This window comes from Streptomyces sp. NPDC053673 (genome assembly GCF_055585225.1).
In genome coordinates this window covers 41,408-57,294 of sequence record NZ_JBVJKN010000025.1, presented here as the reverse complement: position 1 = coordinate 57,294, position 15,887 = coordinate 41,408, and the positions used below count along the sequence as shown (strand labels likewise).

Below are 15,887 nucleotides of genomic sequence, written 5' to 3'. Positions count from 1 at the left end.
TTGCCGCGTTCCCGGGGAAGGGAATCGCCGGAAACCACGATCAGCTGCGCAGCGGTCCCTCACAGCTGTAGGACGACGTGCCGGCCCGGCCGTTGGTCCAGATCTCGACCGGCCCGAAGGAGCAGTTCATGTCGGCGAGGTTGTTGGACGCGGCGCCGGCCCGGTCGAGGATGAAGTAGTCGACCGTCTCGGACATGTCCTTGAAGACGAGGTCCGGGCTGCCGGCGTCGGAGAGGTTCGCGGTGATCCTGCCCGTGCAGGTGAAGCGCCGCTTGCCCGGTTCGCCGCCCTCCGCGCAGGCCGGGTCGGAGTGCGTCGCGGAGGAGAAGGACGAGCGGACGGCGTCCAGCGAGGCGTCCCTGAGCTGCCCGTTGGGTGTGTATGTCGTGTGGGGCACGAACAGCTCGTCGGCCTTGGCGATCTGTGCGTCGAGGAACGTGTCGTACGCGCGCTGCAGCGCCGCATCGCCGCCGAGCCGGCTGCGCCAGGCGTCGAAGCCCGCCGGGTCGTCGGCCCGCAGACGGCCGTACATCTCGCGGAGCAGGGAGGGCCGCTGCGTCCACAGGAACTCGAAGAACGTGCCCGCGTAGTTGTAGAAGCGGAAGCCGTCCCCGTCGTAGGTGGCGTGCAGCAGCTGGTTCACGGTCATCCGCGGGCCGCCGCCCGCAGTGTCCCTGATGATCCCCTTGACCAGGGACTTGCGGACGGCGATGCCGTCGTCGCGGGTGGCGCCGTCGAAGAACTCCGCGGTGCCCTCGTCCATGGCGGTGGTGCGGTCGCCGGTGTACCAGGGACCTTCGCCGAAGTAACCGGGCACCGCCCAGCGGCCGTTGAGGTAGTGGACGTACTCGTGCCGGAAGAGTTCTTCGAGGGTGAGCGAGGAGTCCTGTGGGACGCGTCGCTGATAGGTGTAGAAGGTGGCGCCGCGCTCGATGTAGATGCCGCCGTTCTCGGTGCCCATGCCGGTGAGGATCGGGTGGTAGACCTCGTAGTCGGCGCGGGAGGCGTACAGCACGATGTTCAGTGAGGTGTTGGTGTCGCCGGCGAGTGGCTGCTCGGCGCCGAGTACCCGGTGGAACTGCGCCTTGACCTGCTTGCTCGCGTAGTAGAGCTGGTCGACGGTGGCGCGGTCGAGTCCGGTGCGAACCTTGATGGCGCCGTTGTCGTAGGTGTACGTGTAGGGGAAGATCTGCCGCTCGATGTCGTCCTTGCAGACCGCGTACGGCTTGCACGCCTCGTAGAAGTTCAGCCAGGAGACGAGTGAGGCCCAGGGGCGGCTGCCGTTGCCGAAGTTGGTGCGCGTGACGGGCAGCAGGGCGCCGAGGTCGGGCACGGTCTGCGCCTTGAGGGCGTCGATCTGGCCGAAGCGGCCGTACTCGCTGAGCGCGTCGCGCACGACCCATTCGTTGGCGGTGCCCTTGAGGTGGGTGTGGCCGGCGAACGCCCTGAAGGCGGCCCGGTACGAGGCGTTCTGCGTGACCACGTTGTGGAACGCGGTGTCGCGGTTGCCGGGGTAGATGCCGAGGTAGTTGACGGAGAGGGCGGCCAGGGCCGCGCCGCCCCAGGAGGCGTTGTCGTACTGGCCCGGGTGGTACCTGTCCATCGTGGCCAGGACCTTCTGGATGAGCCTGAGCTGGCTGTGCCGCAGGCCGGGAGCGCTGGCGGTGTAGAGCGCCTCGCGCAGGGTCTCGGCGTTGGCGCGGGTGACGTCGAAGGTGCGGGCGGCGGTGCCGAAGTCGTTGATGGCCCGGCGCAGCACTTCGGTGGTCGGGACGTCGGTGATGTCGATCTCGGGGCGCGAGAAGTCGTGGTACGCGACGGCGTGGAGATAGGTGAACATCTCCAGCATGTGGGTGCTGTTGCGGCCGTCGTGGCGGGCGGCGAGCGAGGAGATCCGCCGACCGACGGCCTGGACGTGCCGGTCCGACATGATCGGCGCGAGCCGGGCGTCCCAGGTCCATATGAGGCCGCTGAGACAGCCGTCGGCGGTGACGGCGGGGGCGGCGAGGAAGTCGGCGAGCTGCTCCGGGCCGAGGCGGGTGACGCCGTCGAGGGTGCAGGGGACTCCGGCGGCGCGAACAGCGGCGCCGCGGGCGGCCGTGCTCTTCCTGGGGCCCTGCCGGCCGGGGGTACGGCCTTCGGCCAACTCGCCGGGGGCCGGGGCCGGTCCGACGGCCGGCTTGGGGGCCCTGGCGAGACGCTCGACCTCGTCGAAGGGGTTCTCGGCGTGCGGAGCACCCGTGGCTGCGGCGGCGGCCTGGCCCGGCCGGGCGGCGAAGGCGGCGGGGACGGTGGAGGAGGTGGGCGTCGTCGCTTGCGTACCGGACGCCCGGGCGGTCTGCCCGAGCGGGGCGAGGAGGGTGACGGCGACGGCCGCGGCGAGCAGGGGTGTACGCGCGGATCTGGGCAGCACGGATCTGGGCTGGGACACCGAAAGCTCCTGTGTGTGGGAGGTGGCTGGGGTGTGGCAGCGGTGCGGTCATCGCGAAGCGCCGTGGCGCATATGGGGATTGGCCGTTTGGCCGTATCGGCTGGCGCGATGTGACCCGTAACATAGTAATGTGAAATTGCACTGACAACCCCTCAATGCATTTCCGTCACCAAGGAGTCGCGATGTCCGGCACCCCGCCGCGCCTCAACACCGGAAGTCATGACCTCCCCGTCTCAGCGGAGTTGGCCGCGTTCATGGGCAGCGGCTGGGCGGCCTCTCCCCTGCCCGCCGGTGCCCGCGTCCCGGCTCATGCCGTCACTCCGGCCCGCCGCGCCCGTCTGTCGGCGCGCTTCCCCGGTGAGCGACTGCTCGTCCCCGCCGGGGAGTTGAAGGTCCGCTCGAACGACTGCGACCACCGCTTCCGGCCGCACAGCGCCTACGCCTGGCTGACCGGGCTGACCGGCGAGGACCAGCCGGGCCATGTGCTCGTCCTGGAGCCGTCGGGGCCGGGCGGCCATGAGCCCGTGCTCTATCTGCGGCCGAGGTCGACCCGGGGCAGCGGCGGTGACGACGAGTTCTACCGGGACCGTCGCTACGGCGAGTTCTGGGTGGGCCGCCGTCCCGATGTTGCCGAGGCGGAGCAGCTGACCGGCATCCGCTGCGCACACCTCGACGACCTCGACCGGTTGCCGCCGGGCCGCAATGCGGCGTCCGACCCCGAGCTGGCCACGGCCCTGTCCGAGTTGCGTCTGGTGAAGGACTCCTGGGAAGTCGAACAGCTGCAGCTCGCCGTCGACCACACCACCGCCGGCTTCGAGGACGTCGTACGCGCGCTCCCCCGCGCCCTCGCCCACCCGCGCGGCGAGCGCTGCATAGAGGGCGTCTTCGGGCTGCGCGCCCGGCTGGAGGGCAACGGCACCGGCTACGAGACGATCGCCGCATCCGGCGCGCACGCCTGCGTACTGCACTGGATACGCAACGACGGCCGGCTCGACCCTTCGGAGCTGCTGCTGCTCGACGCCGGTGTGGAGACCGACACCCTCTACACCGCCGACATCACCCGCACGCTGCCGCTCTCGGGCCGCTTCTCCCCTGTTCAGCGCCGGGTGTACGAACTCGTTCTCGCCGCCCAGGAGGCGGGGATGGCGGCGCTCAGGCCCGGTGCGAGCTTCCGGGACTTCCACCGGGCCGGCATGCGAGTGATCGCCGAGGGGCTGGCCGACTGGGGGGTGCTGAAGAACGCCGAGGGCGATCTCCACCGCCGCCACACCCTGTGCAGCAGCGGCCATATGCTCGGCCTCGACGTGCACGATTGCGCGAAGGCCCGCGCCGAGACGTACCTCGACGGTGTGCTGGAGGAGGGCCAGGTCCTGACCGTCGAGCCGGGCCTCTACCTCCAGCCCGACGACGAGACGCTCCCCGCGGAACTGCGCGGTATCGGCGTACGGATCGAGGACGACCTGGTCGTCACGGCGGACGGCGCGCGGCTGATGTCGGGTGCGCTGCCGCGTACGCCGGACGCCATCGAGGAGTGGATGGGCGCGCTGCTGGACGGGTGAGCGTGCGGTGCCGCATGTCCGTGCAATGTCACGTGTCCGTGCAGACGTGCGGCGTCACGTGTCCGTGCAGACGTGCGGTGTCAGGTGTCCGTGCAGACGTGTCACGGCAGTACGGCGATCCCGTCCAGTTCGACGAGTGCCTGTTCGTCCCAGAGGCGTACGGCGCCGATGACCGCCATCGCGGGGTAGTCGCGGCCGGCGAGCCGGTGCCAGATGCGGCCGAGTTCGGCGGTGTGGGCCCGGTAGTCGGCGATGTCGGTGGCGTAGACGGTGACGCGGGCGAGGTCGTGGGGGGTGCCGCCGGTCGCGGCGAGGGCGGCGAGGAGATTGGCGAGGGCTGTCTCGAACTGCTCGACGAGCCCGGTCCCGGTCACCTTGCCGTCGGCGTCGAGCGCTGTCTGCCCGGCCAGGAAGACGAGCCTGGATCCGGTCGCGGCGACGGCGTGCGAGAAGCCGCTGGCCGGGGACAGTCCGGGCGGGTTGATGCGTTCGAGGCTCATCGGGTGTCGGCGTCCTTCCGCGTGTCGGCGCCCGTCCGGGCGTACAGCTCCTTGGCGATGATGCTGCGCTGCACCTCGCTGGCGCCTTCGTAGATGCGGGGGGCGCGGACCTCGCGGTAGAGGTGTTCGAGGAGATGGCCGCGCTGGAGGGCGCGGGCCCCGTGCAGTTGTACCGCTGTGTCGACGACGTACTGGGCGGTTTCGGTGGCGAACAGTTTGGCCATGGCGGAGCGTTGTGGCACGTCCGGGGCGTCGTTGTCGTAGGCGCAGGCCGCGGCGTAGACGAGTAGCCGTGCGGCCTCGGTCCTGGTGGCCATTTCGGCGGCCTGGTGGGCGACGGCCTGGAGGTTCTTGAGCGGCCCGCCGAAGGCGGTGCGCCGGGTGGTGTGGGCGAGTGTGGCGTCGAGTGCGGCCTGCGCCATGCCGATGGCGAAGGCGCCGACGCTGGGGCGGAAGAGGTTGAGGGTATTCATGGCGACCCGGAAGCCGCTGCCCGGTTCGCCGAGGACGTCGTCGCGGGTGACGGGCACCGCGTCGAAGGCGAGCGCACCGATGGGGTGCGGGGAGAGCATCTCCAGGGGGCTGCCGGTGAGGCCGGGGCGGTCGGCGGGGACGAGGAAGGCGGTGATGCCCCGGGCTCCGGGAGCCTCACCCGTTCGGGCGAAGACGGTGCAGAAGTCGGCTTCGGGGGCGTTGGAGATCCAGCGTTTCTCGCCGGTGAGGCGCCAGCCGTTGCCGTCCGGTGCGGCTTCGAGGGTGAGGGCGGCCGCGTCGGAGCCGGCGTCGGGCTCGCTGAGTGCGAAGGCGGCGATGGCGCGGCCGGTGATGACTTCGGGGAGCCATCGGGTGCGCTGTGCGCCGGTGCCCGCCTGGACGAGCGGGTAGGTGCCGAGGCCCTGGAGCGCGAGTGCGGTTTCGGCTTCCGTGCAACCGTGGGCGAGGGATTCCCGTAGCAGGCACAGGTCGAGCGCTCCGGCGTCGAAGAGCCGTTTGAGCAGGCCGAGTTCGCCGAGGGCGGCGACGAGGGGGCGGTTGACGCGGCCGGGTTCGCCCTTTTCCGCGAGGGGGCGCAGCCGTTCGGCGGCCAGGGTGCGCAGTTCGGCGCACCAGGCGGTTTGTGCCGGATCGAGCGAGAATACGGGCATCCGTGCCCCCATTTCCTGCGGTCGGGGGGTCGGGGTCGTGCGGAGGAGCCGCACGTGCAGGTGTCCCCGGGAAGGCAGAGTATCGCGGAGTGTTGACTGTCGTCACCTTGGCGATACGCTCGATGCGCGACCCCACCACGCCTAGGGGGCGAACATGGAGCTGACACCTTCGGCTCACCGCGACACGTTCACGCGCGACCATCTGCCGCCCGTGGACGAGTGGCCCGAGCTGATTTTCGATGTGTCCGGGCCGCCCGGGCTGCGCTATCCGGAGCGGCTCAACTGCGGGGCGGAGCTGCTGGACGGGACGGTCGAGCGGTATGGACCTGACCGGCCCGCGTTCCGTGACGGGTCGGGTGGTGTGTGGACGTACGGCGAGTTGCGTGAGCGGGTCGACCGGATCGCGCATGTCCTGACCGGCGAGCTGGGTGTGGTGCCCGGCAATCGGGTGCTGTTGCGTGGGCCGACCACGCCGTGGCTGGCGGCGTGCTGGCTGGCGGTGATGAAGGCGGGCGCGGTGGCGGTGACCGTTCTTGCGCAGCAGCGCGCCCGGGAGCTTGCCGTCATGTGTGACATGGCACGAGTCACGCATGCTCTGTGTGACGTCCGCGCCGTGGACGACCTGGTGAAGGCGGAGGTGGCCGGGCTGCGGATCACGGTGTTCGGCGGGGATGCGCCGGATGACCTGATGCGGCTCGTGGAGGGGGTGCCGTCGTCGTTCCGGGCGGTGGAGACGGCGGCCGACGATGTCGCGCTGATCGCTTTCACGAGCGGTACGACGGGGCGGCCGAAGGGGTGCATGCACTTCCACCGGGACGTGCTGGCCGTTGCCGACACGTTCTCGGCGATGGTGCTGCGGCCGACGCCCGACGATGTGTTCGCGGGCAGTCCGCCGCTCGGTTTCACTTTCGGGCTGGGCGGGCTGGTGATCTTTCCGTTGCGGGCGGGTGCGTCGGCGCTGCTGCTGGAGCAGGCGGGCCCCAAGCAGTTGCTGTCGGCGATCGCCGAGCATCGGGTGTCGGTGCTGTTCACCGCGCCGACGGCGTACCGGGTGATGCTGGACGATGTCGCCGGTCACGACGTGACGTCGCTGCGGCGGTGTGTTTCGGCGGGGGAGAATCTGCCGGCGGCGACCTGGCGGGCGTGGTTCGAGCGGACCGGGCTGCGTCTGATCAACGGCATCGGTGCGACGGAGCTGCTGCACATCTTCATCTCGGCCGCTGATGAGGAGATCCGGCCGGGGACGACGGGGGTGCCGGTGCCGGGGTGGGAGGCGCGGGTGGTCGACGGGGGGTCCGGGGAGCCGGTGCCCGACGGTGAGCCGGGGCTGCTGGCTGTGCGCGGGCCGGTGGGCTGCCGCTATCTGTCGGATCCGCGGCAGAGCGTGTATGTGCGGGGCGGCTGGAATTTCACGGGTGACACGTATGTGCGCGAGCCGGACGGGTGGTTCCGTTATGTCGCCCGGGCCGACGACATGATCATCTCGGCGGGGTACAACATCGCGGGTCCGGAGGTGGAGGACGCGCTGCTGGATCATCCCGATGTGGTGGAGGCGGCGGTGGTCGGCCGCCCCGACGAGCTGCGTGGCCAGATCGTCGTGGCGTATGTCGTGGTGCGCGACGGTGTGGTGCGTGGTGAGCGGACGGCAGGGGTGCTGCGGGACTTCGTCACCTCGCGTCTGGTGCCGTACAAGTGCCCGCGGGTGATCGTCTTCGTCGACGCGCTGCCCCGTACGCCGACGGGCAAGCTCCAGCGGTTCAGGTTGCGGGCCCTAGAGTGATCACGTGGCCGAGCAGCACACTCCCCGTTCCCTGATTGTCACCCTGTACGGCGCGTACGGACGCGAGAGGGCAGGTTCGCTTGCGGTGGCGGAGCTGATCCGTCTGCTGGGTGCGGTCGGTGTGGACGCGCCGTCGGTGCGCTCGTCGGTTTCCCGGCTGAAGCGTCGTGGGCTGCTGGTTCCGGAGCGTACGGCGTCGGGGTCGGCGGGTTATGCCTTGTCGGCCGATGCGCGTCAGCTCCTCGACGACGGTGACGAGCGTATTTACGGCCACCGGGCGTCGAGGCTGTCGGACGGCTGGGTGCTGGCGGTGTTCTCGGTGCCGGAGGCGGAGCGGCACAAGCGTCATCTGCTGCGCTCGCGGCTGGGGCGGCTGGGTTTCGGTGCGGCCGCGCCCGGTGTGTGGATCGCTCCGGCCCGTTTCTACGAGGAGACCCGTCATACGTTGCAGCGGCTGCAGCTGGATCCGTATGTGGATCTTTTCCGGGGTGAGCATCTGGGGTTCGTCGCGACGGCGGAGGCGGTGGCGCGCTGGTGGGATCTGGCGGCGATCGCGAAGCAGCACGAGGAGTTCCTGGATGTGCACGGCCCGGTGCTGCGGTCGTGGGAGTCGCGCGCCGGCACTCCGGCCGAGGAGGCCTACCGTGACTATCTGCTGGCGCTGGATTCGTGGCGGCGGCTGCCGTATGCGGATCCGGGTCTGCCGCAGGAGCTGCTTCCGGCCGGGTGGCCGGGTGGTCGTTCGGCGGCGGTGTTCGCGGGACTGCACAAGCGTCTGCGGGACGCGGGTGCGGGGTTCATGACGGAAGAGTGAGCCGTGGTCGGGGTGCGTCGGTGCGGCCGGTGGGTGGTGTGCGGCTGCCGGCGCGGTAGGGCGGGGGCCAGGGGGCGGCGGGGCCGGTGTAGTTCTGGTCGGCGGCTGCGTGGAGGGTCCAGTGGGGGTCGTAGAGGTGAGGGCGGGCGAGGGCGCAGAGGTCGGCGCGGCCCGCGAGGAGCAGGGAGTTGACGTCGTCCCAGGAGGAGATGGCGCCGACGGCGATGACGGGGATGTGGAGGGTGTTGCGGATCCGGTCGGCGTAGGGGGTCTGGTAGGAGCGGCCGTATTCGGGGTGTTCGTCGGGGACGACCTGCCCGGTGGAGACGTCGATGGCGTCGGCGCCGTGTGCGGCGAAGGCGCGGGCGATGTCGATGGCGTCGTCGGCGGTGGTGCCGCCTGGGGCCCAGTCGGTGGCGGAGATCCGGACGGTCATGGGTTTGTCGGCGGGCCAGATGTCGCGGACGGTGTCGAACACTTCGAGGGGGAAGCGCAGCCGGGCGGTGAGGGTGCCTCCGTAGGCGTCGGTGCGGTGGTTGGTGAGGGGGGAGAGGAAGCCGGAGAGGAGGTAGCCGTGGGCGCAGTGGAGTTCGAGGAGGTCGAATCCGCTGTGCACGGCGCGGTGTGCTGCGGCGGCGAACTGTTCGCGGATGGTGCGGAGTCCGGCCTGGTCGAGTTGGTGGGGGATCTGGTTGATGCCGGGCCGGTACGGGAGTGGTGAGGCGGCGACGAGGGGCCAGTTGCCGTCGGGCAGGGGCTGGTCGATGCCTTCCCACATGAGGCGGGTGGAGCCTTTGCGGCCGGAGTGGCCGAGTTGGACGCCGATGGCGGTGCCGGGTGCCTGGGTGTGGACGAAGTCGGTGATGCGGCGCCATGCGTCGGCCTGTTGGGTGGTGTAGAGGCCGGTGCAGCCGGGGGTGATGCGGCCTTCGGCGCTGACGCAGACCATCTCGGTCATGACGAGCCCGGCTCCGCCGAGGGCGCGGGCGCCGAGGTGGACGAGGTGGAAGTCGCCGGGGATTCCGTCGTCGGCACGGTATATGTCCATGGGTGAGACGACGACGCGGTTGCGCAGGGTCAGTCCGCGCAGCCGGAAGGGCGTGAACATCGGCGGCGTGCCGGGCGGGCAGCCGAAGTGCTGCTCGACGGACGCGGTGAACGCGGGGTCGCGCAGCCGGAGGTTGTCATGCGTGACCCGGCGGCTGCGGGTGAGCAGGTTGAACGCGAACTGCCGTGGCGGCTGGTCGAGATACGTCCCGAGCTCCTCGAACCAGCGCAGGCTGGCCGCCGCGGCGCGCTGCGTCGACTCCACGACGGGCCGGCGCTCGGTCTCGTACGCCGCGAGGGCCTCGGGGAGCGTGGGCTGTTCCTCGATGCAGGCGGCGAGGGCGAGGGCGTCCTCGACGGCGAGTTTGGTGCCGGAGCCGATGGAGAAGTGGGCGGTGTGCGCGGCGTCGCCGAGGAGCACGGTGTTTCCGTGCGCCCAGTGGTCGTTGACGACGGTGCGGAAGGCGGTCCAGGCGGAGGTGTTGCCGCGCAGCGGCCGGCCGCCGAGGGCGTCGGCGAAGATCTTGGCGCAGCGTTCGGCGGACTGCTGTTCGTCGCATTCGTCGAGCCCGGCGGCTCGCCAGACCTCTTCCCGCATTTCGACGATGACGGTGGAGGCGTCGGGCGCATAGGGGTAGCCGTGGAGTTGCATCACGCCGTGCTCGGTTTCGGCGATCTCGAAGCGGAAGGCGTCGAAGGCGAAGTCGGCGGCGAGCCAGATGTAGCGGCAGCGGTGGGTGGTGATGCGGGGCGCGAAGGCGTCGGCGTGTGCGGCGCGGGTGGGGCTGTGTACGCCGTCGGCGGCGATGACGAGGTCGTGGGTGGCGGCGAGTTCGGCGGCGGGCGGGGCCGGTGTGCGGAAGTGGAGCCGTACGCCGAGGGAGGCGCAGCGGTCGTGGAGGATTTCCAGGAGGCGGCGGCGGCCGAGTGCGGCGAAGCCGTGGCCGCCGGAGGTGAGGGTGTGGCCGCGGTGGACGATGTCGATGTCGTCCCAGCGGACGAACTCGTCCTGGAGGGCGCGGTAGACGGTGGGGTCGGCGTGCTCGATGCCGCCGAGGGTTTCGTCGGAGAGGACGACTCCGAAGCCGAAGGTGTCGTCCGGGGCATTGCGCTCCCACAGTGCAATGTCACGTGTGGGGTCGAGCCGTTTGAGCAGCGCGGCGGCGTACAGGCCGCCGGGGCCGCCGCCGATGACGGCAATACGGAGAGGGCTGCGTGGGCTGCGGGCGGCGCTGGGTGTGCGGGCGGTACGAGGGGTCTGTGCGGGCGGGGGCTGGAGGGGGCCGGGGCAATCTCCGGGGTGGGCGGGCATGGTCATCGCCCTTGCCATTTCGGGGTGCGCTTTTCGGTGAACGCGGCGTGGAATTCCGCGTAGTCCTCGCCGTTCATGAGCAGGGCCTGCGTCGCTGCGTCGAGTTCGACGGAGGCGGCGAGCGGCATGTCCAGTTCGGCGGTGAGGAGTGCCTTTGTCTGGGCGTAGGCGAGGGCGGGGCCTTCGGCGAGGCGGCGGGCGAGGGCGGCGGCCGCGGTGTGGGCCTGGCCTTCCTCGGTCAGTTCGCTGATGAGGCCGATGCGTTCGGCTTCGGTGGCCCGGACGGGTTCGCCGAGCATGAGCAGCCGGGTGGCGTGGCCGAGGCCGACGACGCGCGGCAGCAGGTATGCCGCGCCCATGTCGCCGCCGGAGAGTCCCACTTTGGTGAAGAGGAACGCGAACCGGGCGGAGGGGTCGGCGACGCGGAAGTCGGCCGCGAGTGCGAGTACGGCGCCGGCTCCGGCGGCGACGCCGTGTACGGCGGCGATCACCGGGAAGGGGCATTCGCGCAGGGCGCGTACGACGTGTCCGGTCATCCGGTTGAAGTCGAGGAGCTGGGCGGTGTCCATGGCGAGTGTGGCGCCGATGATGTCGTCGACGTCGCCGCCGGAGCAGAAGCCGCGGCCTTCGCCGCCGAGGACGAGTGCCCGTACGGACCGTTCCCGGGACAGTTCGGCGAGCAGGTCGCGCAGGTCGGCGTAGGCGCCGAAGGTGAGCGCGTTGAGTTTCTCCGGCCGGTCGAGGGTGACGGTGGCGACGCCGTTCTGCCTGGTCAGCCGGATGTGGCGCCATTGCTCGGTGTGGGGTGCGGAGCTGGTAAAGGGGCTCATGGGCGCGGCCTCCTTCAGCCTGCCGGCTACTGCCTGCCTCACGAAGTTATCACTTGTACGTGACTTCCGTCATGAGTGCGCGATACGGATGGTGTGGCCGGTGCGGGCGCTGTGAGAGGACCCCGCGAACGGAACCTGCCTCGCCCGGAGCCCACGGGACCCTTCCCGCCGCTTCCCCGGCGACCGCCTCCTGGCATGTCGCGCTGCCGCACACCGCGGCCGCCGTGCCGATGGCGCGTGCCCTGGTGCGTAGGGCCTGGTGCGTAGGGCCTGGCGCGTGGCGGTCCCGTTCACACTTCCCGCGCGACGTCCTGCGCGGAGCTGACGGGCTGCTCCGCCTCCACCTGGGTCAGGGCCAGCCTCCCCAGCCGGCTCGCGCCGTCCGGTGCGAGTACGGCCAGGGCGCGCAGGACGAGGTACCAGGCACCGGTTCCCAGTACCTCGCGCACGGCGGCCCGAGCCGTGGGATGGTCCTGAGCGCACGTCTGCCGCGGATCCCACCGGCCCGGCCCGCAGGCCAGAATGCGACGCAGTCCCTGGAGTTCCCCCTCGCCCGGAGCGCTGCCGAGGACTTCCGTCCTCGACAGATCGACTCCCGCGGCGAGCGCGGCGATCACCGCGAGCGCCTCGTCCTGGGCGACCGCCTTGCGCCGCTTGCCGTCACGAGCCCCCGGCCCGGCCTCTCCCCGGGCCAGTCGCATGCCTTCCCCGGGATCCCCGAGCGCGGCGAACGCGCAGGCCAGTTCGGCGCACTCCCCCTCCCACTTCACGATGGACGCCTGCAGGCCGGCCGAGGCGCCCGGATCCCCGTCTCGCAGAGCCACCAGGGCCGCGGCCCCGAGTTCGGCCTCCAGCAGGCCCTCGTCGGCCAGCGGCACGGCGACCTCCGCCAGCGCCTCGCGCTCACCGTCCGGCAGTCGCCCACGGTGTGCGATCGCCTCCGAGAGCTGAAGGAACAGCCCGTCGGGGCTGCCGAGATCGGCGAGGTCCTCGTAGTGGTGCGTCAGCCAGGGGTCGTCGTCCCGCTTGATCTCCTCAGCCAGGTCCTGGATCTGGAGCATGGCCCGGTCATGCCATTGCCGCCCGTCCGGCCCGCTGCCGCCCGCCACCGCCGCCAGCACGGAGAACGCGTCGGCCCGGTGCCTCCTGTCCTGGAAGGCGTGGGCGATGTCCCACGCGGACTGCACGTCCCCCGCACAGGTCAGCGCCTGGACGGCCCCGATGAGCCGGTGCCAGTACCCCGTGTCGTAGTGCGAGACCGTTCCGTCCACATCGCGCTCCGCGCCGTACTCGATCGTGCGCCGGGCGTCCTGCGCGAGCGCCACGGCTTGCCGCGGATCGCTGCCGGCCACCGTCAGTGCCAAGTGGTTCAGCACGGCGGCTTTGGCGTCCCTGGCCGGCAGGGAGTGGGCGAGCCGCTCCGCCGGGGCCAGGTCGCCGCTGTCCGCGAGCATCATGGAGATGGCAGCCACCGCGTGCTCCTTGTCCGGCAGGTCGGAGCTGGCGTACGTGCTGCGCTCCAGCTCCAGGGCGATGCCCTCGGCCGCCTCGGGGTCCCGGTGCACCAGGGCGAGAGCGCACAATGCCTCCGCTTCGCGCCGCAGCGGCCGCGGGAGGACGGCGAGCGCTTCCAGGGCCTCCTCCGGCTTTCCGTGTTCGACAAGCCCCCGGGTCCGCTCCATGTTCATCACGTCGTATGCGAGCGCAGCCGTCACGGGGCCGAGGAATGCTCTGCCTTGCGCCGCCGACTCCCTGACCAACGCCCCTTGCACTGCCGCCTGTGTGAAGTAGTTCATGCGCCTGGCGACCGCCCACGCGTCGTCGAACTCCCCGCAACGCGCGAGCGCCTGCGCGGCCATGAGTTCGTCCCTGGCGGCGAACCACCCTGTTGTCGCCGCGGCCGCCGCACGTTTCGCCAGGTTCCGGGCGTACTTCGGCCGCACTCTCGCAAGCAGCAGGGCGACCATGGCCGCGGCGGGTGCGAGCGCCGGATCGCCTTGGCCGTTCCACCGGACTGCCTGTGCCAGCAGTGCGTCGCAGCGCACTCGGTCGGTCCCCCACCAGGCGAGACCGCTGATCGCCAGGAGTGCGGCCCGGTCGGCTCCGTCCCCGGTCTGGGCCGCTGCGAGCCGCTCCGCCACCTCCGCGAAGGTGCCTCGTTCGTCCAGCGGCACATGCCTGAGTGCCTGGATCAGGGCGACGGCCCGTTCGCGGGGGTCCAGAATGCCGAGGACCGTGTTGAGTGCCTGGACGTACTCACCGGCGACGGCCCGGACCACCGCCAGGTCCCGGTACTCCGCCGGTGATCCGCGGCCGGGCGGGTCCGCTTCGCCGAGCAGCCGGCCGGCCTCATCGGCGAGTTCGAGCGCGCGATCGAGGTCGGTACTCAGCAATTGCCGGGCGATGCCCGCCAGCGCCCGGCCCCGGTCGTGGTCGTCCGGGATGCACCGGGCCTGCGCGACGGCCTTGCCGCTCTTGCCCAGTGCGGCCCACAGCACCGGTAATCCGGCCGGCAGCGCGGCGTTGCGGGCCGTCAGGCAGGTGTCGGAGAAGGCGAGCAGCGCGGCGGACCACAGGTCGTCGTCGCGGTCCGAGCCGGCCACCGCGGCACGGGCCGAGGTGATCTCCCTGAGGGCGGCTCCGTCGGCGCCGGTGGCTTCGCGCAGTCGTGCCTGGCGCCGGGTGTCGACGACGAGGTCCACATGCCGGCGGGCGCCCGGGCACTTCTGCTCCACGACCCGCCCGTACGCCTGGAGCAGATACCGGGGGGTCTCCCGCGGCCATCCTCGGTCGCGGTAGCCGTCGGCCCAGGTGTGCAGCCGCTCCAGATACTCGTCGACTCCCGTCCCGAGAGCCTGTTCGGCCTCCTCGCGCAGCGTCTCGTGGGCGAAGAGATATCCGCGGTCGTCCCGGTCGGATCCGTCGGCGGCGCTCAGACCTCTGGACCGTGTGGCGAGACTTCTGCCGAAGGTGCCGCCGAGGCACATCTGCAGTTCGTACGGGAGGCGTCGGGTGAGCTCTTCCAGGTCACGCAGGGTCAGACCGCCCTGCGCGGCCGTGACGAAGCCGACGATCTCGCGCTGGACGTCGTCGCCGCCGCGCAGCGCCCGGTACAGCTCTTCGCGGGCCTCGTTGCGCGTGTGCTGGGCGAACGCGCTGGTCCCCAGGATGCGGGTGGTGCAGTGGCGCAGTGGGTGCGAGGCCGGGACGTCGGACGGCACACCGGGGTGCGGGCGGCTCGTCAGCAGTACGCGGAGGTTGTCCGGGGGCCGAGGGGGCAGGAGCGAGGCGATGCTGGGGCGGCCGCTGCCGGTCGAGGCCGACTCGTCCTCGTCGAGTCCGTCGACGACGAGCAGCAGCCGTTCGCCGCGTTCGTCGAGCCGCTGGGCGGCCTCCTCGATCAGCAGGCGGCGATAGGTGTCACGGTTGCCGACGGTGGTGGCGGGCGATTCGGCCAGCGGCGCCAGCTGGTCGATCAGCGCGTCGGAGAAGGCATCGCTGTCGGCCTGGCCGGCGAGCCGGCGGGTGACGAAGAACGACACGGGGACGACGCCGGCCGGGGGATGCAGGGCGAGCCATGCGGCGAGTGCGGTCTTCCCTGCCCACGGTGGGGCCTGCCACCACTGGTAGGGGTCGTCCCCGGCGCAGAAGGCGACGATCTCGGCGAACTCGTCCTGCCTCCCGATCAGTTCGGGAGGGGCGATGTCCTTGACCTGAGCCCGGTAGGCGTTGCGGACGAGTTCGCCCGGGCCTGCGGGGAGTACGTCGTGGAGGGTCTGGGGCCGGACGGACTGCCCGAGCAGCTCCTGGAGCCGGTTCAGGTCGTCCTCGCCGAGCCCGTCCGCCCAGCGGTCGGCGCGGAGCACGGCGAGCCGGCCGGGACCGTCGCAGGCGTGGTGGAGGCCGACGATGCCGATGAGCCGGCCACCGCTGCACACGGGTGCTCCGGACATGCCCTCCCACGGTGAGTGCGCGGTGTCCGGCTCGTGCTCGGGTGGCGCCACGATGAGTTCGAGGGTGCCTTCGCGCCGGTTGGACAGCACGGGTGCCGTGCCCTCGGCGTGGCAGGTGTCGCGGTAGGTGGTGCCGCTGCCGTCGGTGTCGTCGCGGAGTTTGAACCGGGGAAATCCGAGTGTTGTGCAGCGCAGGACCGCGTCGCGCTCCGCGATCCGGCCCAGGAGGACCGGCTCGTCGGTGTCTTCGCCCGCGACACCGAGCAGCGCCATGTCCGACGGGGCGTGGGACCAGAGGATGCGGGCTGTGCGGGTCCGTTCGCCCGGCTGGTCGGCGTCGAAGCGTACGAGGACGTCGGCCGCGTCGTCGATGACGTGTGCCGCTGTGAGGACGACTCCGCTGCGCACGAGGTAGCCGCTCCCCCGTTGCCGGCCGCCGGTCCGCTGCGTCACGATGATCTCCGCGACGCGTCCGGCGGCCAGACCACCCCGGCCGTGCATGACGCCTCTGCTCCC

General features: G+C 71.4%; 9 protein-coding genes. 3 read left to right on the top strand and 6 right to left on the bottom strand.

All coding sequences use genetic code 11. The features are described from left to right. Positions 1–40: 40 nt before the first annotated feature. Positions 41–2,431, bottom strand: a complete 2,391-nt coding sequence (locus tag ACZ6ZQ_RS28565) for a collagenase (protein ID WP_469771381.1) — start codon at positions 2,429–2,431, stop codon at positions 41–43. Positions 2,432–2,613: 182 nt separating this feature from the next. Here ACZ6ZQ_RS28565 and ACZ6ZQ_RS28560 point away from each other — a divergent pair, with 182 nt between their 5' ends. Next, entirely contained in the window at positions 2,614–3,990 is a 1,377-nt protein-coding gene (locus ACZ6ZQ_RS28560; protein ID WP_469771380.1) for an aminopeptidase P family protein, read from the top strand. A 101-nt stretch (positions 3,991–4,091) separates the two neighbouring features. On the opposite strand, the gene ACZ6ZQ_RS28555 is transcribed toward ACZ6ZQ_RS28560, so the two are convergent. Together ACZ6ZQ_RS28555 and ACZ6ZQ_RS28550 are read right to left on the bottom strand one after the other, a co-directional pair. Continuing rightward, entirely contained in the window at positions 4,092–4,490 is a 399-nt protein-coding gene (locus ACZ6ZQ_RS28555; RefSeq protein ID WP_469771379.1) for a RidA family protein, read from the bottom strand. After that, positions 4,487–5,635 carry an acyl-CoA dehydrogenase family protein gene (locus tag ACZ6ZQ_RS28550; RefSeq protein ID WP_469771378.1) on the bottom strand — a complete coding sequence of 383 codons (1,149 nt, stop codon included), beginning with the start codon at positions 5,633–5,635 and terminating at the stop codon, positions 4,487–4,489. The genes ACZ6ZQ_RS28555 and ACZ6ZQ_RS28550 overlap by 4 nt, the downstream gene beginning before the upstream one ends. 154 nt (positions 5,636–5,789) lie before the next feature. Here ACZ6ZQ_RS28550 and ACZ6ZQ_RS28545 point away from each other — a divergent pair, with 154 nt between their 5' ends. Together ACZ6ZQ_RS28545 and ACZ6ZQ_RS28540 are read left to right on the top strand one after the other, a co-directional pair. Further along, on the top strand, positions 5,790–7,415 hold the full coding sequence (locus ACZ6ZQ_RS28545) for an AMP-binding protein (protein WP_469771377.1): 1,626 nt from the start codon (positions 5,790–5,792) through the stop codon (positions 7,413–7,415). Between the two features lie 4 nt (positions 7,416–7,419). Then, entirely contained in the window at positions 7,420–8,229 is an 810-nt protein-coding gene (locus tag ACZ6ZQ_RS28540; protein ID WP_469771376.1) for a PaaX family transcriptional regulator, read from the top strand. Here ACZ6ZQ_RS28540 and ACZ6ZQ_RS28535 read toward each other — a convergent pair. From ACZ6ZQ_RS28535 to ACZ6ZQ_RS28525, 3 genes are all read right to left on the bottom strand, one after another. Continuing rightward, positions 8,213–10,588, bottom strand: a complete 2,376-nt coding sequence (locus ACZ6ZQ_RS28535; RefSeq protein WP_469771375.1) for a bifunctional salicylyl-CoA 5-hydroxylase/oxidoreductase — start codon at positions 10,586–10,588, stop codon at positions 8,213–8,215. The two genes, ACZ6ZQ_RS28540 and ACZ6ZQ_RS28535, sit on opposite strands and share 17 nt — an antisense overlap. A 2-nt stretch (positions 10,589–10,590) precedes the next feature. After that, positions 10,591–11,418, bottom strand: coding sequence for an enoyl-CoA hydratase family protein (locus tag ACZ6ZQ_RS28530; protein WP_469771374.1), 828 nt, complete (start codon positions 11,416–11,418; stop codon positions 10,591–10,593). Between the two features lie 290 nt (positions 11,419–11,708). Continuing rightward, the gene (locus ACZ6ZQ_RS28525; RefSeq protein WP_469771373.1) at positions 11,709–15,872 is read right to left on the bottom strand and encodes a trypsin-like peptidase domain-containing protein; all 4,164 of its coding nucleotides are present in this window, start codon (positions 15,870–15,872) and stop codon (positions 11,709–11,711) included. Between the last annotated feature and the right edge of the window lie 15 nt (positions 15,873–15,887).